General features: G+C 75.2%; 16 protein-coding genes and 1 pseudogene. 6 read left to right on the forward strand and 11 right to left on the reverse strand.

Translation table 11 applies throughout. The features are described 5' to 3' along the window. Window positions 1-5 precede the first annotated feature (5 nt). Together ACF061_RS22565 and ACF061_RS22570 are read right to left on the reverse strand one after the other, a co-directional pair. On the reverse strand, window positions 6-911 hold the full coding sequence (locus ACF061_RS22565) for a universal stress protein (RefSeq protein WP_392268727.1): 906 nt from the start codon (window positions 909-911) through the stop codon (window positions 6-8). 244 nt (window positions 912-1,155) lie between these two features. After that, a complete protein-coding gene (locus ACF061_RS22570; protein WP_392268728.1) occupies window positions 1,156-2,226 on the reverse strand; it encodes an alcohol dehydrogenase catalytic domain-containing protein in 1,071 nt (356 codons plus the stop codon). Window positions 2,227-2,750: 524 nt separating this feature from the next. On the opposite strand from ACF061_RS22570, the gene ACF061_RS22575 reads away from it, so the two are divergent. Both ACF061_RS22575 and ACF061_RS22580 read left to right on the forward strand, forming a co-directional pair. Next, on the forward strand, window positions 2,751-3,560 hold the full coding sequence (locus ACF061_RS22575) for an FkbM family methyltransferase (RefSeq protein ID WP_392268729.1): 810 nt from the start codon (window positions 2,751-2,753) through the stop codon (window positions 3,558-3,560). Between the two features lie 16 nt (window positions 3,561-3,576). Next, entirely contained in the window at window positions 3,577-4,731 is a 1,155-nt protein-coding gene (locus ACF061_RS22580; RefSeq protein ID WP_392268730.1) for a glycosyltransferase family 4 protein, read from the forward strand. A gap of 99 nt (window positions 4,732-4,830) precedes the next feature. On the opposite strand, the gene ACF061_RS22585 is transcribed toward ACF061_RS22580, so the two are convergent. Both ACF061_RS22585 and ACF061_RS22590 read right to left on the reverse strand, forming a co-directional pair. After that, window positions 4,831-5,256 carry a cold-shock protein gene (locus ACF061_RS22585; protein ID WP_392268731.1) on the reverse strand — a complete coding sequence of 142 codons (426 nt, stop codon included), beginning with the start codon at window positions 5,254-5,256 and terminating at the stop codon, window positions 4,831-4,833. 158 nt (window positions 5,257-5,414) lie between these two features. Then, window positions 5,415-5,840, reverse strand: a complete 426-nt coding sequence (locus tag ACF061_RS22590; RefSeq protein ID WP_392268732.1) for a hypothetical protein — start codon at window positions 5,838-5,840, stop codon at window positions 5,415-5,417. Between the two features lie 338 nt (window positions 5,841-6,178). On the opposite strand from ACF061_RS22590, the pseudogene ACF061_RS22595 reads away from it, so the two are divergent. Then, a pseudogene (locus ACF061_RS22595) lies at window positions 6,179-6,316 on the forward strand (MarR family transcriptional regulator); the annotation flags it as partial. A gap of 17 nt (window positions 6,317-6,333) precedes the next feature. Here ACF061_RS22595 and ACF061_RS22600 read toward each other — a convergent pair. The 4 genes from ACF061_RS22600 to ACF061_RS22615 form a co-directional block, all read right to left on the reverse strand. Beyond that, the gene (locus ACF061_RS22600) at window positions 6,334-10,776 is read right to left on the reverse strand and encodes a hypothetical protein (protein ID WP_392268733.1); all 4,443 of its coding nucleotides are present in this window, start codon (window positions 10,774-10,776) and stop codon (window positions 6,334-6,336) included. Window positions 10,777-10,796: 20 nt separating this feature from the next. Next, the gene (locus ACF061_RS22605; RefSeq protein ID WP_392268734.1) at window positions 10,797-11,681 is read right to left on the reverse strand and encodes a hypothetical protein; all 885 of its coding nucleotides are present in this window, start codon (window positions 11,679-11,681) and stop codon (window positions 10,797-10,799) included. A gap of 119 nt (window positions 11,682-11,800) precedes the next feature. Then, window positions 11,801-13,162, reverse strand: a complete 1,362-nt coding sequence (locus ACF061_RS22610) for an HEXXH motif domain-containing protein (RefSeq protein ID WP_392268735.1) — start codon at window positions 13,160-13,162, stop codon at window positions 11,801-11,803. After that, a complete protein-coding gene (locus tag ACF061_RS22615) occupies window positions 13,159-14,409 on the reverse strand; it encodes an FxsB family cyclophane-forming radical SAM/SPASM peptide maturase (RefSeq protein WP_392268736.1) in 1,251 nt (416 codons plus the stop codon). The genes ACF061_RS22610 and ACF061_RS22615 overlap by 4 nt, the downstream gene beginning before the upstream one ends. Before the next feature lie 225 nt (window positions 14,410-14,634). Between ACF061_RS22615 and ACF061_RS22620 the strand changes: the two genes are divergently transcribed. Genes ACF061_RS22620 through ACF061_RS22630 form a run of 3 tightly spaced genes read left to right on the forward strand, consistent with a single transcriptional unit; the run spans window position 14,635 to window position 19,606 of the window. Beyond that, window positions 14,635-14,847 (forward strand): hypothetical protein, encoded by a 213-nt coding sequence (locus ACF061_RS22620; RefSeq protein WP_392268737.1) that lies wholly within the window; start codon window positions 14,635-14,637, stop codon window positions 14,845-14,847. A 39-nt stretch (window positions 14,848-14,886) separates the two neighbouring features. Further along, window positions 14,887-18,573 (forward strand): FxSxx-COOH system tetratricopeptide repeat protein, encoded by a 3,687-nt coding sequence (gene fxsT / locus ACF061_RS22625; RefSeq protein WP_392268738.1) that lies wholly within the window; start codon window positions 14,887-14,889, stop codon window positions 18,571-18,573. A gap of 52 nt (window positions 18,574-18,625) precedes the next feature. Further along, complete coding sequence (locus ACF061_RS22630; protein WP_392268739.1) at window positions 18,626-19,606, forward strand: hypothetical protein; 981 nt, start codon at window positions 18,626-18,628, stop codon at window positions 19,604-19,606. On the opposite strand, the gene ACF061_RS22635 is transcribed toward ACF061_RS22630, so the two are convergent. The 3 genes from ACF061_RS22635 to ACF061_RS22645 all read right to left on the reverse strand — a co-directional run bounded on the left by ACF061_RS22635 (window position 19,575) and on the right by ACF061_RS22645 (window position 24,690). Then, entirely contained in the window at window positions 19,575-21,905 is a 2,331-nt protein-coding gene (locus tag ACF061_RS22635; protein ID WP_392268740.1) for a hypothetical protein, read from the reverse strand. The genes ACF061_RS22630 and ACF061_RS22635 overlap by 32 nt on opposite strands. Then, a complete protein-coding gene (locus tag ACF061_RS22640) occupies window positions 21,902-23,035 on the reverse strand; it encodes an ATP-binding protein (protein WP_392268741.1) in 1,134 nt (377 codons plus the stop codon). Before ACF061_RS22640 ends, ACF061_RS22635 begins: the two co-directional genes overlap by 4 nt. A gap of 353 nt (window positions 23,036-23,388) precedes the next feature. Further along, window positions 23,389-24,690: a hypothetical protein gene (locus ACF061_RS22645; protein WP_392268809.1), complete on the reverse strand. Its 1,302-nt coding sequence runs from the start codon at window positions 24,688-24,690 to the stop codon at window positions 23,389-23,391. Window positions 24,691-25,016 lie beyond the last annotated feature (326 nt).

Below are 25,016 nucleotides of genomic sequence, written 5' to 3' on the forward strand. Positions count from 1 at the left end.
CGCGGTCACACCTGCTGCGGCACGACGGCCACCGGGCACTGGGCGTGGTGCAGTAGGGTGTGACCCGTCCGGCCGAGCTGGAGACCGAAGTGTCCCGCGGCCCGCCGCGCGCCCACCACCACCAGGTCCGCGGCGGCCGAGCGCTCCACCAGCACCTTGTGCGCCGGCCCCTCCACCGTCGCTCGACGCACCCGGACCGCGCGATGGCCGGCGGCCGCTTCGCGCAGCAGTTCCTCCAGCACGGCGGCGGCCCGCTCCTCGGGCCCGCCGGGCGGTGCGGCATCGGCTGCCGCACCTCCGGTCCGCCCGTGCGTGCGGCGGTGCCGGGGCCGTAGGACGTCCGCGGGGCGGCGCCAGGCCCGTACGACATCGAGGACGCAGCCGCGCGCCTCGGCCTCGCGGAACCCGAACTCCGCGGCCCGGCCGCAACTGTCGGAGGTACCGGCGCCGAGCAGGATGCGCTCGTGCGTGCCGGCCACCCCCGCCCGGTCGCCGCGCACCACGACCACCGGACAGTAGGCGCGGCCCGCCACGGCCAGGCCGACCGAGCCCAGCAGCAGTCCCCTCAGCTCACCGCGCCCACGTGAGCCGGTGACCAGGGCGAAGGCGTCTTGGCCCTCGCGCAGCAGGGCGGAGACCGCGTCCTCGGGGAGGATGTCGGTGACCACCTTCACGTCCGGGTCGCGCCGCCGGGCCCGCTCGGCCGCGGAGCCTACGACGTGTTCCGCCATCAACTGCTCCGAAGGGCGCTCCGCGCCGTCCGCGGGGACGCCGCCTTCGTACCGCTCCCACAGGGAGGCGTGCACCAGCCTCAGCGGCAGGCCGTGCCGGGCGGCCTCGGCCACCGCCCAGTCGACCGCCGTCAGGCTCGACTCCGAGCCGTCGACGCCCACGACCAAGGGCAGTGCCATCCTCTCCACCGCCTTCCGCCCGGCTGCCGCCCCGCGCGGCAGGACTTCCCACTGCCACCGTCGCACCCACCACGAGCCCGCGCGAGAGCGGTTCGGCCCGGTCGAGGGGCCGTTCGGCCCCGTGGTGCGCGTGCGCCGTCGAGGGGATCCGGCGCGCCGCCCGGTGCGGCCCGTCGGCCCCTGACCCGCCGCCCGTCGGACCCTCCCCCGCCGCCCGTCGGACCCTCCCCCGCCGCCCGACGGGTCAGGCCGCGGGCACGGGGACGACCTCGTGCCGCGGTCCGCCGAGGACGACCTTGAGCGCACCCGTCTCGGCGGCGTGACCGAAGACCTCGTACGCCTCCTCGATCCGCTCCAGCGGGAAGGTGTGGGTGACCAGCCGGGAGGTCGGCAGGCGGCCCGCGGCGGCCATCCGCAGCAGGGTGGGCGTGCAGCGGGTGTCGACCAGGCCCGTGGTGATGGTCAGGTCCCTGATCCACAGCTCTTCCAGGTGCAGCGTCACCGGCCTGCCGTGCACTCCGACGTTGGCCACGCGTCCCCCCGGCCGCACCATACGGGTGCACATCTCGAAGGTCTCCGGCAGGCCCACCGCCTCCACGACCACGTCGGCGCCGAGACCTCCCGTCAGATCGGCGACCAACTGTTCGGGGGCTTCGCGGGCGTCGGCGACGGCCTCGGCGCCGAGTTCCCGGGCGGCCTCCAGGCGGGCGGGGGCCACGTCGACCGCGATGATCCGTTCGGGCGCGAACAGGTGGGCGGTGGCGATCGCGGCGAGCCCGACGGGGCCGGCGCCGACCACGGCGACGGTGTCCCCGGGCCGTAGCCGTCCGTTGAGGACACCGACCTCGTAGGCGGTGGGGAAGACGTCCGCCAGCAGGACCGCGTCCTCGTTGGCGACCCCGGCGGGCAGCGGGTGCACCGAGAGGTCGGCGAAGGGCACGCGGACGTACTCGGCCTGCGTGCCGTCGACGTGGCGGCCGAGGATCCAGCCCCCGCCGCCGAGGCACTGGCCGTACGCGGCCTCGCGGCAGAACCGGCAGCGCCCGCAGGCGGTGATGCAGGAGACCAGGACCCGGTCACCGGGCTGCACGGTGCGCACGTCGGCGCCGATCTCGACGATCTCGCCGACGGCCTCGTGCCCCAGCACGGTGCCGGGGCTCACCTCGGGCACGTCGCCCTTGAGGATGTGCAGGTCGGTCCCGCAGATGGTGACGGTGTCGACGCGCACGACGACGTCGGTCGGGTCCTTGACGTCCGGATCGGGGACGTCCTCCCAGGCGGACTGCCCGGGGCCGTGGAAGACACAGGCTTTCATGCCGATCCTCACCCTCTCGTTCTCGGGCGGATGTCCGGGGCCCCGCGGTGCGCGGCCGGCGGACGCGGTCCCGGCGCCGACGCGGCGCCGCCGGTGCCCCTCGGTTCCATCTTCTGCGGTGACCGGGCGTTCCGCTCGGTCCGGGCGGCCCGCGGCGGCGCTCCCCCGGTGAGCGGGCCGCGCGGGTGCCCGCGGCAGACGTCCGGTGCGGGCCGACCGGCGACGGAACAACCCTTCCGCCCGGGCACTTCCGCCGGGCTTGGCCCCCATGTCCGAGGGTCGCACCCGGCCGGCCACTGGTCGCCGGCCGGCCCAGGTCCGCCGCACCCGGCCGTGCCCACCTCCGCCGCCCGTCTTCCGAGGCCGCGGTGGCGGGGTGTGTCCTTCTCAGGGCTGACCCGGTGATCGCGTCTCCACCTTGAGGTGGATGAGCCGACGGTGCGTCCGGTGATGCGATGGAACGACGATCTCCCAGCGCGCCGATCCGGCACGGACCGTGCGCCCGGCCGACCGAAAGGCCCCGCATGAGCCGTACGTTGACGCGATCAAGCCAGGCCGCGCGCCGCGGTTGCGGCGGCTCCCGGCACGCGGGAGCGCGGGTCGCCTCGGTCGCGCTCGCGCTGCGCTGGGCGTCCTCCCGCTGGCCGTTCGTGGAGGACGAGGTGGGCGGTCTGCGTCCGTGGGTGCGGCCGGGCGCCGTCTGCCTCGACATCGGAGCCGAGTACGGGCTGTACACCTGGAGCCTGTCCGCGCTGGCCGGCCCGTCGGGGCAGGTGCACAGCGTGGAACCGCTGCCCGGCCCCGCGGGCTGGCTGAGGACCGCGGCCGCCGTTCTCGGCTGCGACAACGTCACCGTGCACCGCATGGCCCTGGCGGCACGCGCGCAGGACGGGACGATGAGCCTGCCCCGGCGCCGGCTGCTGCCCGTGCACGGCCGCGCCTACCTCACCGAGGGCGCCTCGGGCCCCGGGCCCAACACCGAGTTCCGCGCCTCGCGTCCGGTCCCGGCCCCGGTGCGGACGGTGGACGGCCTGTGCCACCACATGCGGCTGGACCGGGTGGACTTCATCAAGGCCGACGTCGAGGGGGCCGAGGCGGCCGTGCTCTCGGGAGCCCGGCGCACGCTGCTGCGCCACAGGCCCGTCCTGCTCCTGGAGATCGAGGACCGCCACCTGGCGAAGTACGGCACGGAACCGGCCGACCTCGTCACCCGGCTCGGCGCCCTCGACTACACCATGTACCGCCGCCGTGCAGGGCGTTGGCAACGCGTCACCCAGGTCACGGACGACTGCCGCAACTACCTGTTCACGGCCGGCCCGCTCACCTCCCACTGAAGGATCCGACACGTTCATGGGCTCGACCCTCGTCATCACCAACGACTTCCCGCCCCGCCAGGGAGGAATCGAGACCTTCGTGCATGCGCTGACCACGCGCATGCCCGGCGACGACGTCGTCGTCTACACCTCGCACGAACCGGGTGACACCGCCTACGACGCGACCCTGCCGTTCCCCGTGGTGCGGGACCGCACCCGGATGCTGCTGCCGACCGGCCGCGTCACCAGGAGGGCCGTCGAGATAGCCAGGGCGCACGGCTGCGACCGGGTCTGGTTCGGGGCCGCGGCGCCGCTCGCGCTGATGGCTCCGGCCCTGCGCGAGGCCGGCGTACGACGCGTCGTGGCGACCACCCACGGCCACGAGATCTGGTGGGCCCGGCTTCCCGGCGCACGGCGGATGATGCGCCGGATAGGTGAGGGCGTCGACGTCGTCACCTACCTCGGCCACTACACGCGTGCCCGGATCGAACCGGCACTCGGCCCGCGACCGCTGCTGAGCCGGCTGGTGCCGGCCGTGGACGCGCAGGTCTACCGGCCCGACGCCGCCGCACGCGACGAGCTGCGCACGAGGCTCGGACTGCACGGCGAACACGTGATCCTGTGCGTGGCCCGCATGGTTCCGCGCAAGGGCCAGGACACGCTGATCAGGGCCATGCCGCTGATCCGGCGCGAGGTGCCCGACGCGGTGCTGCTGCTCGTCGGGCAGGGCTCCGACGAGGCCCGGCTGCGCAAGCTGGCCCGGCGCCACGCCCCGGACGCGGTCCGTTTCACCGGCGGCAAGGCGCACACCGAGACGCCCCGGTACTACGCGGCGGCGGACGTCTTCGCCATGCCCTGCCGCACCCGCAAGGGCGGCCTGGAGGCGGAGGGCCTCGGAATCGTGTTCCTGGAAGCGGCGGCCAGCGGGCTGCCCGTCGTCGTGGGCAACTCCGGCGGCGCTCCGGACACGGTGCTCGACGGGACGACGGGCTTGGTCGTGGACGGCTCCGACGCCTCGGCCGTGGCCGGTGCGCTGACCGGGATACTGCTGGACTCCGACCGGGCCGCCGCCATGGGGGCGGCGGGCCGGGAGTGGGTCCGGCAGTCATGGTCCTGGGACGCGTCGGCGCGCCATCTGTCCCGGCTCCTCGCACCTGAACGGACGCCGGTCGTCACCCCGGGTCAGGAATAGCCCCCGGGCAGCAGCCCTCCGGGCCCGGCGCGGGCCCGGAGGGTCCGAGGGGCGTGGGGCGCCGTCGCGGCGGGCCGCCCCTCCGCGTCGCCTCCGCCGTCAGCCCTCGATCCAGCCGCGCTGCGTGGCGAACCGCAGCAGACCCTCCCGGATCTGCAGGATCTGGCTGCCCGTCAGCGTCGGAGCCGCGGACAGCAGGACCTCGGTCACTTCCCCGACGTACTCGTCGGCGTGGAGCACATCGCACAGTCCCTCCTCGCCCGCGTGCTGCCGGGCCGCGGCGGCCGCGGCCGCCGGAGGCGTCACCGGGGTGCCGTCGGCCTTCTTGGCGAGCCGTACCGACGACGCCTTCGGGCCGCGCTCCCCCTCCTCGATCTCGAATTCCACCGCCACACCGGAGCGGACGTAGGACTCCGGTATCAGCATGTCGTTCACATGCAGGAAGACGTCGTCGCCGCCGTGCTCCGGCGCGATGAAACCGTAGCCCCTGGCACCGTCGAACCTGACCACCCGACCAGTAACCACACCAACCCCCAACACCGTCGTCCGATGACCCACCCGGACCATCCGGGACGAAGATTAGTACGGCCCTGGCCATGAGGGGTTCCGTCGGGGCTCCGCCGGTGACGGGGTGCGGTCGGATGCGGCACGGGGGGCGGTGGGAGACGGGCGGCCGCCGCCGCTCAGCCCTCCGTGTCGGCCAGCCACAGGTCGGGGCCGAAGACCTCGTGACGGACGCGGCGGGCGGGCACGCCCGCCTTGAGGAGCTGGGCGCGGACCGCGCGCATGAACGGCAGCGAGCCGGACAGGTACACGTCGGCGTCGGCGGGCAGTCCCAGTCCGTCCACGTCCATCAGGCCCCTGCGGGCGCCGGGTTCGCGGTCGGTGTCCCGCTCGTACCAGAACCGGGCTCGTGCGTCGGGCAGTTCGTCCACCAGGCGGCGGATGTCGGCGCGCAGGGCGTGGTCGTCCGGGCTGTGGTCGGCGTGCAGGACCCACACCTCGCGGCCGGAACCGGTGGCGGCGAGGTGTTCGAGCACGCCGGCCATCGGCGTGCACCCGATGCCCGCGGAGACCAGCGGCGGCGGAGCGTCGGAGTCGTCGAGCACCACGGGGTTCTGGGGGCGGACGGCCGGACCACGGAGCGGGCGCCCAACCAGCCTTCCCCCGGCCCCGGTGGTGAGGGCCGGCCGCCTCCGGACGGCCCGTGGCGGCCGACCGCGCGTGTGCGGCGGACGGACAGGTACCGGGACAGGGACTCGCCCATGACGACGACGGCCGGGCTGTCCACCGCGCGGTCCACGACGCCGTGCGGGCGTTCGCGGGCGACGACGACACCCTCGCGCCGGAAGCGGCCGCGGCCGTCCGCTCGGCGGCCCCCCGGGCGGTCGAGCGGCTGCGCTCCCAGGGCGCGGGCCGGCGGGGTCTCGGCGCGGGGGCGCTGGTCGTGCTCGCACGGCTGGGCACGGACGAGGGGCTGAGCATCGGCGAGTCGGCGCGCGCCGCCGGGGTGAGTCCCCGCAACGTCACGGGCCTGGTCGACACGCTGGAGCGGGACGGGCTCGCCCAGCGCGTCCAGGACCCGCGCGACCGCCGGACCGGTCAGTCCGCGGCCGGCGGGCGGTCGGGCAGGGCGGCTTCCCAGGTGAAGCAGGCCGTCCCCGCGCTGTGCGCGACCACGAAGCCGGTGGCACTCGCGGCGATCGCCGACACGGGGGCGGGCAGGTGGTACGGCGCCGGGGCCGGCGTACCGCCGTCCGGGTCCCAGGCGGACACGCGGCAGTCGGCGCCGCCGCCCAGGAACAGGACCCGGCCGTCCCGCAGGCGGGCCGTCGCCAGGGCGGTCACCGATCGTTCGGGGCCGGCCAGCCGCAGCGGCGCCGCCCGGAGGCCGAGGTCCCACAGTCGCATCCCGCCGCCGGCCTCCGCGGACACGGCGACCGTCCGCCCGTCGGACAGGACGGCGGTGGCGATCGCGTCGAACCGCCCGCCCGACCGGGTCAGTGCCGCCGCCTCCTCCCCGCTGCGCAGGTCCCACACCAGCAGGGTTCCGCGGTCGTCACCGCTGACGGCGGTCCCGGCCGTGCCGGGGACGGCGGCGAGGGCGAGGATCCGGGCGTCGCCGTGCCCGGTGAAGACCGCCAGGCGCCGGCCCGTCTCCGGGTCCCACACCGTCGCCGTGCCCTCGTCGCCCCCCGCGGCGAGCACCGTACGGCCGTCCGGGACGCGTCCGCTCGCCATGGCCCGGACGCGTCCGGTCCGGGAGTCCCACGAGCGCAGCAGCGATCCGTCGGCCAGGCTCCACACCCGCAGGAGGCCGTCCCGGCTGCCCGTGAGAGCGACCCGGCCGGCCGTCGGCAGCTCGGCGGTGGTCACCGCCCGTACCAGCAACGGCCTTTCACCATCGCGCAGTTCATGCAGGACGCGACCGCCGGCGAGGTCCCGTACCTCCGCCGTGCGCTCCCCTCCCCCGGCGACGAGCAGCGCCTCGGCGTCCTGCGGCACGCCCGCCTCCCGCGGCGCGGCGACGGCCACGGCGGTGACCGCCTCGGTGTGGCCCGTGCCCGGCGCGTCCGGTCCGGCGGCCGTGACGTCCCACACGACGGCCCGCCCGTCGGCCCCGCCGCTGACCGCCACCAGCCGCTCCCCGGCCCGGCCGACGTCGACGTCGTGCACCCCGTCGGCGTGTGCGGCGAACCCGTGGGTGCGCCGCCCGGTGGCCAGGTCCCACACGGTGACCCGCCCGTCGGCGCAGCCCGTCACCACCACGGCGGCGCCCCCGCCCAGGGCCGCCCGCGTGATCACCCCGTGGCCGTCCCGCAGGTCGTGCCGCGGCTCCCCGGTGTCGAGGTCCCACACCAGCACACGGCCGGACCGGTCGCCGCTCACCGCCAGGCACCGGTCGCCGACCGTGCCGGCGGCCACCGCGGTCACCCAGTCCCCGTGCCCGTGCAGGGCGTGCACCGGGCGTCCGTCGGACAGGTCCCACACCAGTACGGCGCCGTCCCGGCAGCCGGTCACGGCGACGACGGCACCGTCGCGGCGGCGGGCGGTGGCGGCCGCCCGTACGAAGTCCGGGTGCGGGCCGAGCGTGTGCCGCCTGCGGCCGCTGCGCAGGTCCCACACCATGGCCTCGTACTCGTCGCCGGCGGCGAGCGCCACCGCGCCCCCGCCGGGCAGTTCGGCCGCCGCCAGGGCCCGTACGACGACGGCCGGGCTGTCCACCGCGTGGCGCAGCCGCCCCGCTTCCAGGTCCCAGAAAAGGATCTCCTTGCCCTTCCCGGCGGTGACGGCCCACGCCCCGTCGCGCACCGTGAGCGCGGTGAGCAGTCGCACCGCCCTGCCGTCGGGGTCCGCCAGGGAACGGACCAGGCCACCGGTGCGCAGATCGTGCACGAACACCCGGCCGTCGCCGCCGGAGACCAGCACGGACCGGCCGTCGGACAGCCGGGCCGGGGCCGGCGCGCGGGCCGGCCCGCCGGCCGGGGCGGGCAGCGGTCGGCCGCGCAGCACGTCCCACCGGCGCAGCCGGCCGTCGTCGCCCGCGGTGACGACGGCCTCCGCCGCGTCGCCGTCCCCGGACACCGGGACCAGCGCCACCCGTCTGACCTCTCCGCCGTGCGGCAGGGTGTGCAGCCGTGCCGGGAAGGCCGTGCTGCTGACCGCCCAACGCGGCCGGGCGAGCGCCGCGGGCGGGGTGCCGAGGGCTTCGGCGAGGGCGGGGCGGCCCCACACGGTCGCGTCCAGGTCCAGCAGGTCCCGGCGGACGGTCACGTCGTCCCGCCGTGGGTCGTGGGCGGTGCTGTGCCGGTAGACGTCGGCGTGCGACCGGGCCAGGGCGCCGCGCGCCCGGTGCAGGTGGGGGACGAGCCGGTCCGGTTCGGCGTGCAGCAGATGGCCGGGGTCGGCCAGGAGTTCGTCCAGTTCCTCCGGTCCGGCCTGCGCGGCGTGGTCGGCGAGGTGCCGTAGCAGATAGGGGTCCGCCGCCGCCCAGTCACGGATCCCGCCGGTGGCCGGCACCCGGGCCAGCAGGGCCCGCAGGACGTCACCGGCGTCCGCCCGTGGCGCCAGGTGCTCGGCCAGGGCGCGGTGGAAGAAGCGGTACAGCCGGCGGTCGCCGTCGTGGGCGCCGCGCAGGTAGAACCGGCCGAGATGCATCACCCGCCGGGTGTCCTCCAGCCGCGGCGGCAGCAGTCGGCGTGCCGCCCCGGGGTCCAGGGCGAGCGCCACCGCGTGGACCATCCCGGGCGGCATTCCGGGCCCGGCCGCGCGGGCGAGCGCCGCCAGCACCGGGCCGGTCCAGGGCTCCTCGGCCAGCAGCGTCCGCAGGTTGAGCTCCAGCATGCCGGGCAGGTCGCAGGGCAGGTCGCGCAGGATCTCCGCCGCGGTCGGCGGGGCGCCCGCGGCGACCAGGGTGCGCACATGGGTGCCGTGGAGGAAGGCGGTCAGGAACACGCCCTGCTCCAGGGAGTGCGCCAGGCGGTGTCCGAGGGCCCGCGCGACCTCGGGGGCGTAGTCCGGGCCGAGCAGGCGGCCCAGATAGGCGGCGAGATCGCGGGCCAGGACGTCCGGGTCCTCCTCGTCGAGGTCGATGAGCGACCGCGGCCGGCCGGCGAGGGCCGTGTGCAGGGCGGGCAGGGATCCGGGCCACAGGCGGGTGCCGATCAGCACCCGGCAGCCGGGCGTCCGGTCCTCGGGCGCGCGGCCCGCCAGCGGCAGCAGCACCTCCTCCAGCAGTTCCTCGGCGTCGGCGGCCTCGTCCAGGGCGTCCACGGCGACGGTCACCCCGCCGCGTGCGCCGAGGACGGCCGACAGGCCGTCCGCCGTGACCGTCCCTGCCCGTACGCCGGGCGCGTCCGCCGTCTGCCGGCCGTGCAGCTGCCGGTACAGGGAGGCCACCACCTGCCGGGTGGTCAGGCCGCTGGCGTGCACGGCGACGAAACCGGGGTCGGTGCGGGGCCTGAAGCCCTCGATGGCCATGTCCATCCGCAACCCGCCGAACTGCGGGTGGACCATGCAGACCGCCGCCCCGAGCAGCGCCGACTTTCCGGCGCCGGGGCTGCCGGTGACCACCAGCAGCCGGTCCTGGTCGCCGTCGGGGTCGTCGAGCCAGCGCTGCATGCGTGCCAGTTGCCGTGCGCGGCCGCTGAAGAAGAACGGTGCGGCGTGGCCGGTTCCCGTCGCCCGGGTGACGAAGTGGACCACGTCCAGCTGCGGGTCGAGGAAGGCGGCGAAGGCCCGCAGTCCGGCGTCGTACCCGGCCCACAGGCGCTCGGCGTGGTTCACCCCGTGCCAGGGGTTCGGCAGGATCGGCGCCGGCGGCAGCGCGGCCTCGTTGTGCGGGGTGCGCACCACGTCCTGCTTCGGCTCGCCGCGCTCCAGGTCCGCCCGGGCCAGTGCCGTGTCCATCTCCTGGGCGAGCAGTTCCACCGGGACGTGCTCGAACTCCGCCGGGACGACCAGCTTGCGGCGCGCGAGCCGGTTCAGCACGTCGGCGGCCGCCGAGCTGAACCGGGCGCCGTAGGTGATGGCGTCGGCGTCGCAGGCCGCGATCACCCAGGTCCTGCGGTCGGTCACCCCGCTCAGCCGGGCGACGAGCTGGGGCCGCAGCGCGGCGCCCGCGTGGCACACGTCGAGCAGGAACAGCACCGGCCCGCCGTCGCCCTGCCGGACGTCCTTCAGCAGCGCCTCCACCTCGACGGCGGTGTCGCGGATCCGGTTCCTGACCGTGCTGGTGCCGGACACGGCGAGGTAGAGGTCGGTGTCGACCAGGAGCCCGTGGCCGCAGAAGTGGACAACGAGCGGATCCCGGCCGGCCCGTTCGCGCGCGGTCCGCCACGCCGTGTCCCACTCCGTGCGCGTCGGATCGATCAGCGGCGGCCCGACCCCGGCCCCGGCCGCCGCCAGCGCCTGCGCCACCTCCTTGACGGCCTCCGCCACCCGGGGCAGCGGCCGCAGCGGCGCCGCGCCGGCGGCGCGCTCCTCCTCCGTCGCGGAGCGCCGCGGGAAACCCCCGGCGCCCGCCACGAGCGCGTGCAAGGTCACGTGCCGGCCCCCGCGCCGCGTCAGGAGCCGTCGAGACGGGACGCGAGCGCGGCGGCGGTCAGCCCGTCGGAGAGGTAGCCGCCGAGGGTGTGCGGGTCGAACAGGCCGATGTCGGTGGTGTGGTGCAGGTCGACCGGGAACGCGTCGCCCAGCCGCGGCGGGACGGCCACCAGGTCTCCGACGTCGGCGATGTTCACCCAGTGCCGCACACCCGGCGGCCGGGCTCCGCGCAGGTCCACGGGCTCCGGCTCCAGCTTGCGCAGCATCGCCGGCAGGCCGAGCGGCGAGCCGAGGGTCAGCAGCAGGTCCACTTCCAGGTCCGGGTGGGCGTGCAGGGTCTCGTACGCCACCACGCTGCCCAGCGAGTGGGCCACCACGACGCGGGCGCCGCTGTCCCGGATCGCCGTGGCGACGGTCTCCCGGACCAGCCGACGGCGGCCCGGGCGCGAGGTGTAGGCGTCCAGGTCCCGGACGGTGGCCACCACCAGCCGCGACAGCAGCTCCGTCAACTGCTGCCGGGCGCCTGGCGACGCGTTCCGCGCCCGCTGCGCCACCAGCCGGCCCAGGGCCCACCGCACCGGGGCCAGGAACGCGGCCTGGGAGTCCTCCGGATCCTCGGCACCCGCCGCGCGCAGCCACTCCAGCGCCTCGGCGGCCTGGCCGGGCGACAGGCCGTCCAGGCCGTCGTCCTCGGAGGACTGCGCGTCGGGCCGGTGGCCGTCGGTGAGCTGGTGCGCGTAGTAGGCCATCACCAGCGGCGGGACGGCGAGGTGCGGCAGGCGTGCGGCGTCCAGGCCCTCGCGCAGCCGCTTCGCCGCGTCCGCGGCCTTCTCCCGCGCCGCCTCCTCGGGAGACATCCCCGGTTCCTCGTTCCAGATGCCGTGCACCAGCACCACGGCGCCCATCCCACCACCCCCATGGCCGAGCCGATGTGCGTGACCCCTACCCGGTCCGCGCCCCGCCGACGCACCGCAGGCCGCACCCAAGGCGCCCGCGCCTGACGCGCCATCATCCCTGGGACCCCTCACCCGTACGCTCCCGCGTCGCTGAGGTCCTTGCGGTGCCGCGCGCCCGCCGGATCGTTGCGCGACCGCCACCGGTCGCGGTGTTCCTCGGCCTGGCGGCGTGCCTCGCGCACGGCGCCGGCCGGCAGCGGGGCCCGCCCCAGCTCGGTCAGGGCGTGCGCCATCCCGGTGACGAACCGGCGCCCGGTCGGGGTCAGCCGGTCACCGCCGTCGGCGAGTATCTCGTCGGTCGCCTCCGCCGCCGCCGCACGCCACCGCGCGCACCGCACCTGTGCCCGGTACCGTTCCCGCGGCACGGGCTCCGCGGCCGCCTCCACGGCCCAGAACCGGGCCACGGACAGGAAGGCGTAGGCGCCGTGCAGCAGACCGGACAGCGGCCGGGGGTCGTCGCGCCAGGGCGCGTAGTGCAGCGGCGCGGTCTCCGCCGTCCCGGCCGGCACCAGCAGGTCGACCAGGTGCGTCACGGCCAGCAGCTTGCTGTGCTGCATCTCGTGCACCAGCGTCTCGGCGAGGGCGCGCACGCCGGCCGGCCGGCTCAGCGCCACGCCGCCGAACATCTCCGCCGAACTCCCGCTGTGGTGCGCCGTGTCGCCGTCGTCGGTCGGCACCGGCACCAGCGAGCGCAGGCCGGCCGCGAGTTCGCCGGCGTACTCGGCGTGCCGGGCGCGCAGCAGCCGCAGGGCGTCCGCGGTCCCCGCCCGCCAGGCCCGCAGTTCCTCGCGGGACACCCGGACGGGCGCCGGCCCGGCCGTGGCGACGGCGTCGGTGTCGTCCAGGACCACGCCCGGGCCGGCCACCGTCCGCAGCGGCCACCATCCGGGGCGCTCGCGCCCCAGTTCGGGCGACGGCGGCAGCCACGCGCGCCCGCCGTCGCCGTATTCCAGCGTCCCGGCGCGCAGCCGTACGGAGGTGCCCCGGCCGGCGCCGGGCAGCAGGACCGCGCCCACTCCGGGCAGCACGACCCGGGGCCCCGTGACGGAGAGGGTCAGCGCGACGTCCAGCCCGGCCGCGGCGGCCGCCGCCGCGGCGACGGACGCCAGCGGCAGCTCCTCCCCGGCGCACGGCCGCCGCAGCGCCTGCCAGGTGGTGACGAGCCGCGGCCCCACCGAGGGGTGGGCGAGTACCCGGCGGGTCTCCTCCGGGGCGGCGTGCCGGGCCTGCGCGAGCACACCGAACAGCCGCCGCACCTGAGCCCTGGTCGCGCCGCCGTGCTCCCGCGAACGGTCCAGCACCGCCCGCAGGAGCAGCAGCCGCCTGCCGTACTCGGCGTCCGCGAGCAGCCCGACAGCCTCCGCGCCTCCCCCGCCCCGGGCCAACGCGTCGAACGACCGCTCGCTCAGCCGGTAGACGCGCAGCGTCACGGGCACGCCTCGCGCACCGCCGCCCGGCGCCGCAGCCGTGCGGTGTCCTCGGCCACCGCGCGGTGCACATGCCGGATGAGTCCCGCCAGGTCGGGGCAGTAGACGCTGGGGTTGCGGAAGCCGCTGCCGTCGGCCCGGTAGCGGTGGACGTAGTGGCCGCCGCCGCACACCGGCAGCAGCGAGCACGCCCGGCACACCGCGCTCAGCGCGGCCGCGCCCGACTGGCGCACCCTGACGTCCGGGTGGCGCAGCGCCCGGTCGAAGGAGTCCCGGGACACGTGCAGGCCCGTCCGCGTGGCGCCCGCGCGGGCCACGCGCAGTGTGTCGTCCAGGGCTATGGAGCCGTCGGTCTCCACGACGACGTACCGGACCGGTTCCAGTCCCAGGCCCTCGGTGCGGGAGCGCCCGCCCAGCACCAGTGCGACCAGGTTGTGCAGCACCCGCACGTCCGTCTCCCGCACCGGCGCCGCGTACCAGCGGTCGAACACCGCCGCGAGCCAGTCCCCGTACGGCGTGTCGGGGCGGCCGGCCACCCGGCCCGGCGGCGGCGTGGACCAGGTGCCCAGCGGCAGCAGGAAGTCGATCAGCGGGGGCCGGTAGCGCAGCAGTTCCTCATAGGTGCCGACCGGGTCGTTGCGCAGGTCCACCGTGCACAGCAGCCCGGCGAACAGGCGCCGGTAGGGGCCCTCGGCCAGCCGCTGGACGGCCGCGGCCGCCCGCCGGTGGCTGCCCCTGCCGCCCGGCCGCTTGCGGTGCCGGTCGTGGGCGATCCGGTCGCCGTCCAGACTGACCCCGATCCGCACGTCGAGTTCGCCCAGCGTCTGCAGCCATGCCTCGTCCAGCCGCAGCGCGTTGGTCTGCACACAGGTCTCGACCCGCACCCCGGGCCCCACCGCGCGGGCGATCTCCGTCACCGCCAGGCGCAGTGGCCGGGGCCCCGCCAGCAGCGGTTCGCCGCCGTGCAGCACCACGGTCACCGCGCGCAGCCCGTGCGCCTGGACGTGCTCGGCGATCCGCCCGGCCGTCCAGGCGATCACCGCCGGCGACATCGACCTCGGCTGGTGCCGCCAGCTCTGGTCGGCCGCCCGGTACATGTAGCAGTAGTCGCACGCCAGATCGCAGCGACTGTGGAACTTGAGGACGAAGGTGTGGAAAGGGAATTCGGCGGCGCCGTCCGCGGAAGAGGGGACGCCGCTTTGTACGGGAAGGACCGCCCGCCCGCACCGCTCACCCGTTTCAGCGCCCATGGATCTCCCGTGTGCGAGCGTATTGGCATCCGGCCCGGGGGCCGAAGGCTCGTGTGGCGCGCCGTCCGTCGCCGTGCGCTCCACGTGCCGCTGTTGCCAGTAGACTCAGCAGTGTGGCAGCAAGTCGGTTGTTTGACAGCCGGGTTCACCGGCCAAACCACAACTGTCCGGCACTCCTCCACACCGTGGCGCATTCTCGACTGAAACGAGATGACGGGGCTCCGTATGGATGATCAGATCGAAGCGCGGAACGTCGTGGAATCGCCATTGGTCGACCTGTCCGAATTCCCCTTCGAGGAAATCGCGGCACTGCCCAAATCCGCGCTGGTTCTCGCCCTGCGCCGGGTGCGGGACGAAGCCGACCGCCCCGAGGCGCTGTTCAACACGAACCACACCCAGCAGCCCGATCCGCCCGCCCTGCCCGAGGTCGATCAGTAGCACGCGGACGCACCCACCCCGTAGCGAAGTGGAGCCGAGATGTCCGAGGCGGTTGGCCGAGACGAGCGCCCCCGCGTGACGGTGTTCTGTTCCACGGCGGAGAACATCGGCCAGACCACCACGCTCCTCAACTCCGCCGTCCTGCTGGCCCGTTCGGGCCGCCGGGTGCTGGTGCTCGACGCGCGCAACGCCGACGCCCGCACCCGCCACTACGTCCGCTCCGTCACTCCGGGCCCCGCCCTGCTCGCCGACAGCGAGGGCGGACCCGCCGTGGAGGAGTGGAGTCCCGCCGGTGCCGTGCGGCCCGTCGGCATCGTCACCCTCAAGGGTCATGACGCCCTGGCCGCGCTGCCCGCCCCGGACCATCCCGCCTTCCTGCCCTACGACGACGTCCTCGTCGACGCGCCGTTGATCCGCACCGACCAGCAGGCCGCCGATCTCGCCCGGCTGCCCTCGGTGCTGGTGGTGTGCTTCACCGCCGCCTCCTCGTTCATCGAGTCCGCCGTCGGGCTGGCCGAGCGCCTGCGCCGGCACGCGGACCACCCCTTCGACGTGCTCGCGCTCGCCCTGCAGACCGACCCGGGCCACGAGGACCAGCTGCGTCTGGCCCGCGACCGGGCCCGCGAGCGCTTCGCCGCGCTCGGCGGCGACCGGCCCGCCCGCTACCTGGAGATCCCCTACCACGCGCTGTCGGAGCGCAGCCCGCGCCTGGGCGTGGAACTGGAGCCCGGGAACGGTTTCGCCGAACGCGTCCGTCCCGCGCTGGAACGGCTCGTCGACACCCTGTCCCGGCCCCGTTTCGCCCCGCCCGCCGGGGCCCTCCTCGTCTGCGGCCCCCGGCACGCGGTGTGGGCGGACTGGATCGAGGACCGGCTGCGCGACTCCCGCGTCCGGGTCGTGCGCCGCTCCTACGGCGAATGGGCGCCCGAGCGGCCCGGCGCGGACGAGGCGGTGCTGCTGCTGCCGCCCACCGCGCCCGGCCCCGAGGAGCGGCAGGCGCTGCGTGCCCTGTCCGACCCCGGCGTCCGCATGGTCCTCGTCGACGACGAGGCCCTGCCTCGCGAGCTCGCCCACCACCAGCGGATCGACCTGCGCCGGCTGACCGAGCAGCGCGCCGCCGAGCGGCTGCTGCGCAGCCTGGACCTGCCCGCCGACACCACCTGGCCGTCCCGGGGACGCCGCTTCCCCAGCCTGCCCAACAGCACCAACATCGTCGCCCGCAACGTCGCCTTCGTCGGCCGGGACGCCCTCCTCGACGAGATCCGCGCCGCCGTCGCCGAGCTGGCCCGCGAGCGGCGCCCCTGCCCGGTCCTGGGCGCGCCCGGGGTCGGCAAGAGCGAGGTGCTGCTGGAGTTCTGCCACCGGTTCGGCGGCTCCTACGACGTCGTGTGGTGGCTGACCGCCGACAACCGCGCCGAGGTCCTCTCCGGTCTCACCGCGCTCGGCAACGCCCTGGGCGAGCCCACCGTCCAGGACGCCGCCGCGCACGTGCGTACCCTGCGCTCGCGCGCCGACGCCCAGCGCGAGCGGTGGCTCCTGGTGTGCGACGAGGCGGACGGCCCCGTACGGACGGAGGAGATCGACGCGCTGCTGCCCGAACCGTCCGAGCACTGCCATGTGCTGGTCGGCGCCCGCGGCGGCGCCGACACGGGCGCCCGAAGCGCCGTGGAGGTGCCGCCGTTCAGCCGCGCCGAGAGCGAGGCGCTGCTCACCACCATGGTGCCCGGCCTGACCCCGCTGTCCGCGCGGACCGTCGCGCAGCGGGTCGGACCGCTGCCGCTGGCGCTGTGGCTGGCCGCCTGCTGGCTGGGGGTGACCGCCGAGCGGGCCGAGGAGCTGAACCAGTTGGGCACGCACGCGCTGCTCAGCGCCGTCGACGAGTTCAACCGGGCCTACGACCTGCGTCGTCAGGCGCACGGCACGGGCCCGATGTCCAGCGTCGAGGTCCTGCTGCACCTGGCCCGCACCTCCCTGCTGCAGACCCCCGCGGCCGAGGCGTGGTCCCGGGAACCGGCGGGCAGCAAGGCGCTGGTGTGGCTGCTGGAGTCCTGCGCCCTGCTCACCGGGGCGGGTACGGACCTGCGCCTGCTGCACTCCCGGCAACTGGCCACGGCCCTGGCCCGCACCGGCGAGCCGCGCTCCTCCGACCTGGCCGGGGAGACCCCCGCCCCCGTCCGGTCGGGCGACCAGCTGCTGATCGACGCCTCGCTGTGGGCGATGAACCGGCACGGCCTGCTGGACTTCGACTTCGCCCGTCCAGGCCAGCCGGTCCGCCAGCACCGCGTGCTGCGGGACCTGGTCGTCGGGGCGATGGACGGCGCCGACCGGGCCGGCCGGGAGGCCGAACTGCGTGCCGCGGTCGGCGGCACCCTGCTGGTGACCGACCAGGACCGGCCGGCGCCCGCCCCGCAGACGATCGTCCGCCGCGGCCGGCAGATCGACGTGCTCAGACTCTGGGAGGACGAACGCCCCGAGGTGCGCCAGGCCTTCCTCGCCCATCTGTCCGACCTGGTCATCAGCCAGGAGAGGCAGCATCTGCACGACGCCCGGCGGCTGGCCGAACTGGCCGAGCGGCACTGGGAACCCGACTCGTTCGAAGGGCTCCGGCTCCGGTCCATGCTGTCGCAGACCCTGCGTTACCTCCAGGTCTACGGCCCCTCCGCACAGATGGCCCGCGGTGTCCTGCAGAGCTACCGCACCCGCCTGGGACTGGGCCATCCCCGCGCGCTGCTGATGACCGACGGCTACGCCGCGAACCTGCGCACCTTCGGCCGTTTCGGTGACGCCCTGGACGAGGGCCTGCACGCGGCGCGCGCCATGGCACGGCTGCTCGGCCCGCGGCACTGGACCACCGAGCAGATGCAGCGCAACCTCGCCTGGCGCTACGCCGTGCTCGGCAACTACACCGAGGGCCTGCGCATACTGCGCCTGCTGTACGACCACCGCCGCGCCGTCGGCGGCGACGAGGATCCGGTGGTCGGGGACATGGTCCCGGAACTGGCCGAGATGCACCGCCTGCTGGGCCAGAACATCGAGTCCTACCAGCTGCTGAAGGGCGCCGGGGTGCTGCGCGGTCCGCATCCCGGGGTCAAGCGCGTGCCGCTGGTCGCGCAGGCCGAGAACGGGCTGGCCGTGAGCGAACGCCGGCTCGGCAGCCACGAGCGGGCCCGGGAGCGCGACCTGCGCACCCTCGACCTGGCCGCCTCCGTGCTGGGCGAACGCAGCGTCATCACGCTGCGCTGCCGGTTCAGCCTCGCCGCCGACCACCATCTGCTCGGCGACCACGGCAGCGCGGTGCCGGAGACCGAGCGCTGCCTGGAGGGGCTGGAGGCGTCGCTCGGCCCCGAGCACCCGTTCTCCCATCTGTGCCGGGTGCGCCTGGGCGTCCACCTGCGCGGCGCGGGACGGCTGCCCGAGGCCCGGGACATCGGCCGTGCCGCGCAGGAGGAGCTGCGCCGGCGGCTGAGCGACCACCACCCCTGGGTGCTGGCGGCCGCCGCGAGCCTCGCCAACACCCTGGTGGAACTCGACGAACTGGACGAGGCGGTGGAACTGGAGGAGTTCGCCCGGCTGGGTTACGACCGCACGGGCCTCGGCCGCCACCCGGACCGGGCCGTCGTCGCGGACAACCTCGCCGTCACCCGTGCCCGGCGGCTCGGGGCCCCGCCCACCGGCGAGGAACCCCGGCAACGCAAGGACATCGACCTCGAACTGCCCGATCTGTGAAGCGGGCCGCGGCGCACCGGTCCGTCGCGGACCGAAAGGAGCGTGCAAGCCGATGAAGCGGGACGCCGACGGGGCGGTGAGCGATCCCAAGGCCCTGGTCGCACCCCATGCCGAGCGGGGCTACGACCATCTGATCGAGGCATGCCGCACGACGGCCGCGCGCTGCCCCGAGGTCCGGTCCCTGACCCATCTCACCCTCAACGCCGTCGACTTCTCCATCCGGGCCGCCGCGGCGGTGCCCTTCTCCGACGCCCTGCCCTGGGACGACGAGGTGGAGGTGGAGGGACGGCCCGCGCGCCGGCTGGTGCGCTGGGTCACCGAGATGGACGCCGCCATGCGTCCCCTGAACACCGGTGAGCTGATGCGGGTGCTGGCCGTCACCCGCTCCGCCGGGGCGCAGTGCTCCCGGCTGCGGCACGGTCAGTACGTGGTGGGCGTCAGCACGACGGGCCCCGGCAGCGACGCCGTGGACGACGCCGTGAACGAGATGGTCACCGATCTGCGCACCAACCACTACCAGCAGGGGAACGAGCTGCCGGGCGGCGAGCCGGGCCGGCGCAAGCGGTCCCTCGGCGCCGAGGTCCCTCTGGTGATGCACGTCCTGACGCCCGACAAGGACGAGGAGAGCCGGCTGCGCGGCATCTGGCAACGGCATGTCAACCCCTACGACCTGCAGTACGCCGGGTACTACCGCCGCTGGTCGCCGGTGTGCGTCGGAGACGCCTTCGAGCACGGGGAACTGGCCGACACCTTCCTCGTCGTCTCCGTCCAGACCCGCCGCGCGCTCTACCGGGACCTCGTCTTCCGGCTGAGCTCGGCGCTCGTCGATCTGGCGGACATCCTGCGGCCCGTCACCCGCGAACCGCTGGAGCGGCTGGTCCTGGACGTGCAGGAAGGGGCGGTGTACCTGCACTGGCTGGATCCGGCCGCCGGTGACTTCCTCGTGGGCGTCACCGTCCGGCAGAAGGAGGTGGCGGTGGCCGAGGAGCGTCTCACCGACCTCATCGGCGAGATACGCCCGGGTCCGCGCTGACCTCGGCGCGCAGCCGCTGCCACACCTCGTCGGTGAGTTCCGTGAGCACCTCCTCCACGCCGGCGCCGGGCCGGGAGCCGACGCCCGGGCCGGCCTCACCGGTGTCGACCCTGGGCAGCACCTCCACCGAGATCTCGAAGCTGCGGCAGACGGTGAACAGGTCGTCGGCCCGCCGGCCGCCGGGCCCGCCGTCGGTCTCCCACCAGTGGGTGATCGCCTCGCGGAACGCCTCCAGCAGCCGCCGGGCGTACAGCAGGGTGCCCATGGCCTGAAGCGCCGACTGCCCGGTGGTGGCCCGGCGCGGCAGCGGCGCGGAGGAGCCGTCGGCGCGGGGCGCCGGACCCAGCCGGGGACGCGGGCCGACCCCCTCCTCCAGCAGCCGGTCCAGTGCGGCCTGGGCCCGCCGGAAGGGTTCCTGCACGGGGGGCGGCACCCGCAGGTCGACGGTCTGCGGACCGGGCAGCGGTGCGGGCAGCCGCGGGTGGTTCACCGCGTGGTCCACGGCGTCGACCCGCTCGGCGAGCATGGCCTGCTGGGTCGTGATCATCTCCAGTTTGTCCCGCACCTCCGACAGCACGGCGTCGCGCCGACTGGCCCTCAGCCGGTCGATGAGGCTCCTGACCCCGTTGAGCAGGGTGGACTCGAAGCGGGGGTCGTCGAACACCAGGGGCACGGTGCCGCAGTGCTCGGCGACGCGGTTGCGCATCTCCCGGCAGGCGTGACCGTTCACGACCACCAGCACCTCGACGTTCTCCGGCGCCAGGACCGAGCGCACGTGGTCGACGAACCGCTGAATGGCGTGCACGTCCGTCTGGGCCAGCACCGACGGCACCGGCAGCAGCGCGATCCACGCCGTCCGGGTCACCTGGATCCAGCGGGGCTCGCCGCCCCGCGGCGCCGGCGCGGCGCCGACGGAGACCGGCGGCATGTGGTGCCACCACTGGCGGGGCGCGAGCACGTGCTGCAGCCGGTGGGCCACCTCGGCCATGTCCCGTTTGCCGTGGGCGGAGCGGAGGGCCGCGTGCACGTCGGCCAGCCCGATCTCCTCCGGCGGGCGCGGGCTCCGCTCCGGCTGTCCGTCGTCGCGCCGGCGTGCCTGGCGCACGGCCGCCTGGTCCCAGGCTCCTTCGCAGATCCGGAGGATCTGCCGCGGCACGCCGTCGGACTGGAGCACGACCTCCTTCAGGGCGCGCTCGGCGAAGGGCGTGCCGTCCGTGTCGGGCGGTGTGCCGCCCCGGCCGCGGTGGACGTGCTCGGCGATCAGCCGGTTCGTCTCCGCGGGCCCCCAGCTGTCCAGCCACAGGGGCAGCACCCGCTCGTGCAGCGACAGGGGCAGCCCGCCCCACAGCTCCGGGCGGGCGCAGAACAGCAGCAGACCGCCCTGGTTGACATAGCGCTCGACCAGCATTTCGAACGCGTTCATGAAGACGGCCCGGTCCTGCTCAGGCCATTCCGCGGTCTTGTCCAGCTCGTCCAGGACCAGGGCGTAGGGCCGGCCGCTCTTGCCGTACACGAGGCTGAGGACCGCGAGCGCGTCGAAGACCTGCTGGGTGCTCCGGATCGGCTCCTGGACGCCGCGTTCCCGGAGGTAGGCCACGGGCTCGCCGCCGGACAGCCAGTTCCACACGTCGTTCTCGAACGGCCGGTTGAAGAGCTGCGCGAGTGCGGTGGCGAACGCGCGGTGGTCGGTGATCCCCCGTAAGTGACGGCGGAGCCGGTGCTGGATGCGCTCCTCGTCCAGGTTGAACGCCTGGACGATCTTCTGCGGGTCCAGCCTCCGGGTCCGCAGGCCGTCCAGGAACGCCTCGCGGTCGTCACCGAACCGGCCGGTGTCGTCGTCGCGGAGGATCTCGGCTGTGACGTCGGCGTAGAAGTCGGTGATGGCCTGCTTGAAGTCCACGAAGGCGTCGAAGTCGTCCCGGGGGCTCGTCAGGCGCTCCTGGTAGACGGTCCACATGTCGATCGAGGGCCGGCTGATCACCCACAGCGGCAGGGGCGGTGTGTGCCCCCGGAGCAGCCGCGTGGCCTCCCGGGCGAGATGGCTCTTGCCGAGACCGAACTCGCCGACCAGCGCTATGGCGCGTCCGCGCGTCTCGGGCTCGCCGCGGTGCCCCAGGTACGCCTCGATGTGCTGGGTGAGCCACGCGCTGGTGCGGCCCGGGACGTGGACCCGGGTACTGGGCGGCCCGACCCCGATCTGCGTACTGTCGTCGAACGCCTCCAGTTCCGCGACGGTGCTGTCGCGGAAGGGGTTCCCGGGCGGGAGGCCCGCCGCGGCGCGGGGGTACTGCGGGGTCATCGCGTCTCCTCTTCATGACGGGCGGTGCTCTGCTCACGCAGGAAGGACGTCGGTTTCGGCCGGTGCGCCTCGAACCAGTCGGCCACGTGGCTCCTGCGCAGTTGTCCCTCGTCGTTGAGCACCGCCTCCTGGGAGACCTGGCGAAGGCAGTCCTGGAGCTTGGAGATGCTGACCAGCGCCCAGGTGTCCGGCTGGTACTCGAGCACGTCGTCGTGGATGACGATCTTGGGGGCCGGTATGTCGCGGACCTCCATCCAGTGCCGCAGGTACTTGCCCCAGTCCTGCGGTCCGAGGGCGGAGGTCCGCAGATGGGTGATGCCCGCACGCTCCTTCTCCGTGAAGAAGGCGTCCAGGTCCCGTCCGACGTCGGTGCGCCTCGTCTCCACGAAGAACACCACCCCGCGCGTGGACCGGTCGTAGCAGAACCGCAGGAAGCGCCGGGCTATGTCCTCGTCCTGCCAGTCGATGTGCGGCACGATCACCACCAGGGCGCGGCCCTTGGCCTCCAGCGTGGCGGTGAGCCTGCGCCAGGAGAGGTACGGGTCCTTCTCCTCCGGCCGGGGCTGCTCCCGCCATGCGTTCAGGAACTCCTGGTCCGCGCAGAGCTTCTCCACGATCAGATGAGCGATGCGGCGGACCGTCATGTCGTACTGCGGGACGAGGGGCCGCGCCCCCGGCGGCGAGCCGAGACCGCGGCCCTCGTTGGCTTGGCCGTCGACCGTGACGACGTGCACCGACCGCGCCGGACCGCGGCGGCTCCAGGGCCGCTCCGGCTCGGCGGGTCCGGCGGGCTCCCGCGTCCGGCCGGCGCCGTCGGCGGGTCCGGCGAAGCCGTCGAGCCACTGGACGAGTTCGTGGACGCAACGGTGCAGCAGACTGCTCTTGCCGGTGCCCGGCAGGCCGCTCACCACGACCAGGTGCCCGCGGCCGTCCTCGCCCGGCCTTATGCCTCGGACCACGGCCCCCACCTCGTTACGGAACGTGAGCAGGGCGCTGGGCAGGTGGTCGATGTCGACCCAGAGGTCCTCATGGCCGTTGATGTGCCAGGGCGCCAGCGGCTGGTAGGTGGGCCAGGGGGCGTGACCGTCTTCGGGAGGCGTTCCGAACAGGCTGCAGTTGGCGTTGGGCATACGCGTTCCCCCGTGTTGGTGCTCCGGGCCGCCCGAAGGCAGAGGCCGCCCGCTGGTGTCCTCGGCGCGCCGGGCGGGGCGCGCGGCGCCGGACGGCCGGTGCCCGGCGCCGGGGCGGTTCCGGCGGCGCGTGGTCCGCGCGCGTCCGCTGCCCGGGCGGCCCGGCGCCGCCCGCGGCGCTGCGTGGCTGTGTCACGAGTTTCCCCTGCCGGTCGGAACCTCCGGATCGAACACGGTCGGTGGCGCGTCAGCCCGCGTCGGCGACCGCCGGGACCGGTCCGTGCGGCCCCGGCCCCGTCCGTGCGGCACGCCCGGGGCTCCCTTGGGCGATCCCCGCTCCCGGTACCGCGTACTCATCCCGCCCGGATCCGGCTCCGCTCGACGGTGTCGCGCCGCCGGGTCCGCAGCGGGCGCCGGGAGGGCCGGGGAGCGGGACGCGGAGGGGTGCGCCGGGCACGGGCCCAGCGGTGAACCGACTCCCACCGCCAGGTGTCGGCGCGCGCCCACCGGAACGCGTAGTGCAGCAGGTTGACGGTCAGGATCGCCGGGCCGACGACGCCGACCGTGCCGCGGAACGTGGGCTCCAGGGAGAGCGCCAGCAGGATCGCGGTGATGCCGTTCTGCTGTCCGAGGCCCAGATGGGCGCGGTCCGCGCGGGTCAGTGGCGGCCTGACCAGAAGGCGCCCGATGAGCAGGGCGACCAGGAACTGGGCGGCGAAGGCGGTGACGCCCAGCACCACGCCCTGTTGGAGGGAGACGCCGTCGGAGAGCAGGACGCCCAGCGCCGCCGAGGCGAGGAGGAAGGCCAGGGCGACCGCGCCCTGGAGGGCGCCGGCGAACCGGCCCAGGCGCACGGCCAGTCCGGCCAGCGCCACCGCGAGGACCAGCGTGGTGCGCGCGGCGACCACCAGGAGCACCGCGACGAGCAGCAGCGCCGCCACGTCGAGGAACAGCGGCCTGTCGTGTGCGGGCCCGGCGCCCGCGGCGGGGGCGGACGGCCGGCCCGCCCCGCCCGCGCCCTCGCTCCGGGAGCGCGTCCGGACCAGGAACGCCAGCCGGATCAGCCACCACAGGACGAGCACTGCGGCGAACAGGAGGAGGTTGGACAGCAGGCTGCCGAAGACGTCCGCGGAGTCGGACACCACCGAGCCGGTGGCCGGGCCCGCGTCGCTGAGGCGCAGGGCCAGCGCGGAGAAGTACACGGTGAGCAGGACCGTCATCGGGTCGTCGAAGGACGCCCAGATCGACAGGATGGCCTTGGCACGCGGGGTGACCCGTGGGTCGTCCTGCATGGCGGCGACGGACAGCGGGTCGATCTGGGCCACGGCGATGCCCAGGACGAGGTATTCGGGTCTGTGGAACGCGAGCACCATGACCGTGGCGATGAGCGCGGCCTTGAGCAGCACCCCCGCGGTCACGGCCACCAGCACGACCCGTAAGGACCGTCTGACCTCGGCGAGTTCGATGTCGTGGGTGCTGCCGTACAGGCCGACGGCCAGCAGCAGGGCGGCGGCCTGGCCGTAGCCGGGCGTGCGGAGGAAGCCGCCGGACGGCACGAAGGCGCCGGCGACGAGGCCGGCGCCCACGGCGGCGCAGACGGCGATGACGATGCGCGGCACGGCGAGGCGGCGCGTGTGTCCGCGCAGCGGGTTCACTCCCAAGGCCCGTGCTCCGTTCGACCTCGTAAGGGGTCCGGTCGCGCGGCGGGAGGACGGTCGTCGGGCTCGCCGTCGCGGCGGCGCGTGGGGCCCATCATGCCGTACTCACCGGCCCCGACCGCCACACATGAGTCAACACGCAACACCCACTCACCCCCCGCAGCGGCCCTCCCGACACGGCACACCCGGGTTCAGAGTAGGGCGCGGGAAGACGCCGGAACAGGGCGCCGGGAGATCTCAGGGCCCACTCAGGGGCGGCCCGGTGACGGTCAGTGCGCCCCCCTGCCGCCCTCGTGCCCTCTCACCGCACCCCCGGGCCCGCC

The sequence above is a fragment of the Streptomyces sp. NPDC015220 genome (assembly GCF_043079345.1).
Taxonomy (GTDB): Bacteria; Actinomycetota; Actinomycetes; order Streptomycetales; family Streptomycetaceae; genus Streptomyces.

What these genes read in the sequence shown, in the direction of transcription:
- ACF061_RS22640 (WP_392268741.1), bottom strand. Translation starts at nt 23,035, where the DNA reads ATGCCCAACGCCAACTGCAGCCTGTTCGGAACGCCTCCCGAAGACGGT.
- ACF061_RS22575 (WP_392268729.1), top strand. Translation starts at nt 2,751, where the DNA reads ATGAGCCGTACGTTGACGCGATCAAGCCAGGCCGCGCGCCGCGGTTGC.
- fxsT (WP_392268738.1), top strand. Translation starts at nt 14,887, where the DNA reads ATGTCCGAGGCGGTTGGCCGAGACGAGCGCCCCCGCGTGACGGTGTTC.
- ACF061_RS22630 (WP_392268739.1), top strand. Translation starts at nt 18,626, where the DNA reads ATGAAGCGGGACGCCGACGGGGCGGTGAGCGATCCCAAGGCCCTGGTC.
- ACF061_RS22565 (WP_392268727.1), bottom strand. Translation starts at nt 911, where the DNA reads ATGGCACTGCCCTTGGTCGTGGGCGTCGACGGCTCGGAGTCGAGCCTG.
- ACF061_RS22580 (WP_392268730.1), top strand. Translation starts at nt 3,577, where the DNA reads ATGGGCTCGACCCTCGTCATCACCAACGACTTCCCGCCCCGCCAGGGA.
- ACF061_RS22570 (WP_392268728.1), bottom strand. Translation starts at nt 2,226, where the DNA reads ATGAAAGCCTGTGTCTTCCACGGCCCCGGGCAGTCCGCCTGGGAGGAC.
- ACF061_RS22615 (WP_392268736.1), bottom strand. Translation starts at nt 14,409, where the DNA reads ATGGGCGCTGAAACGGGTGAGCGGTGCGGGCGGGCGGTCCTTCCCGTA.
- ACF061_RS22605 (WP_392268734.1), bottom strand. Translation starts at nt 11,681, where the DNA reads ATGGGCGCCGTGGTGCTGGTGCACGGCATCTGGAACGAGGAACCGGGG.
- ACF061_RS22620 (WP_392268737.1), top strand. Translation starts at nt 14,635, where the DNA reads ATGGATGATCAGATCGAAGCGCGGAACGTCGTGGAATCGCCATTGGTC.
- ACF061_RS22635 (WP_392268740.1), bottom strand. Translation starts at nt 21,905, where the DNA reads ATGACCCCGCAGTACCCCCGCGCCGCGGCGGGCCTCCCGCCCGGGAAC.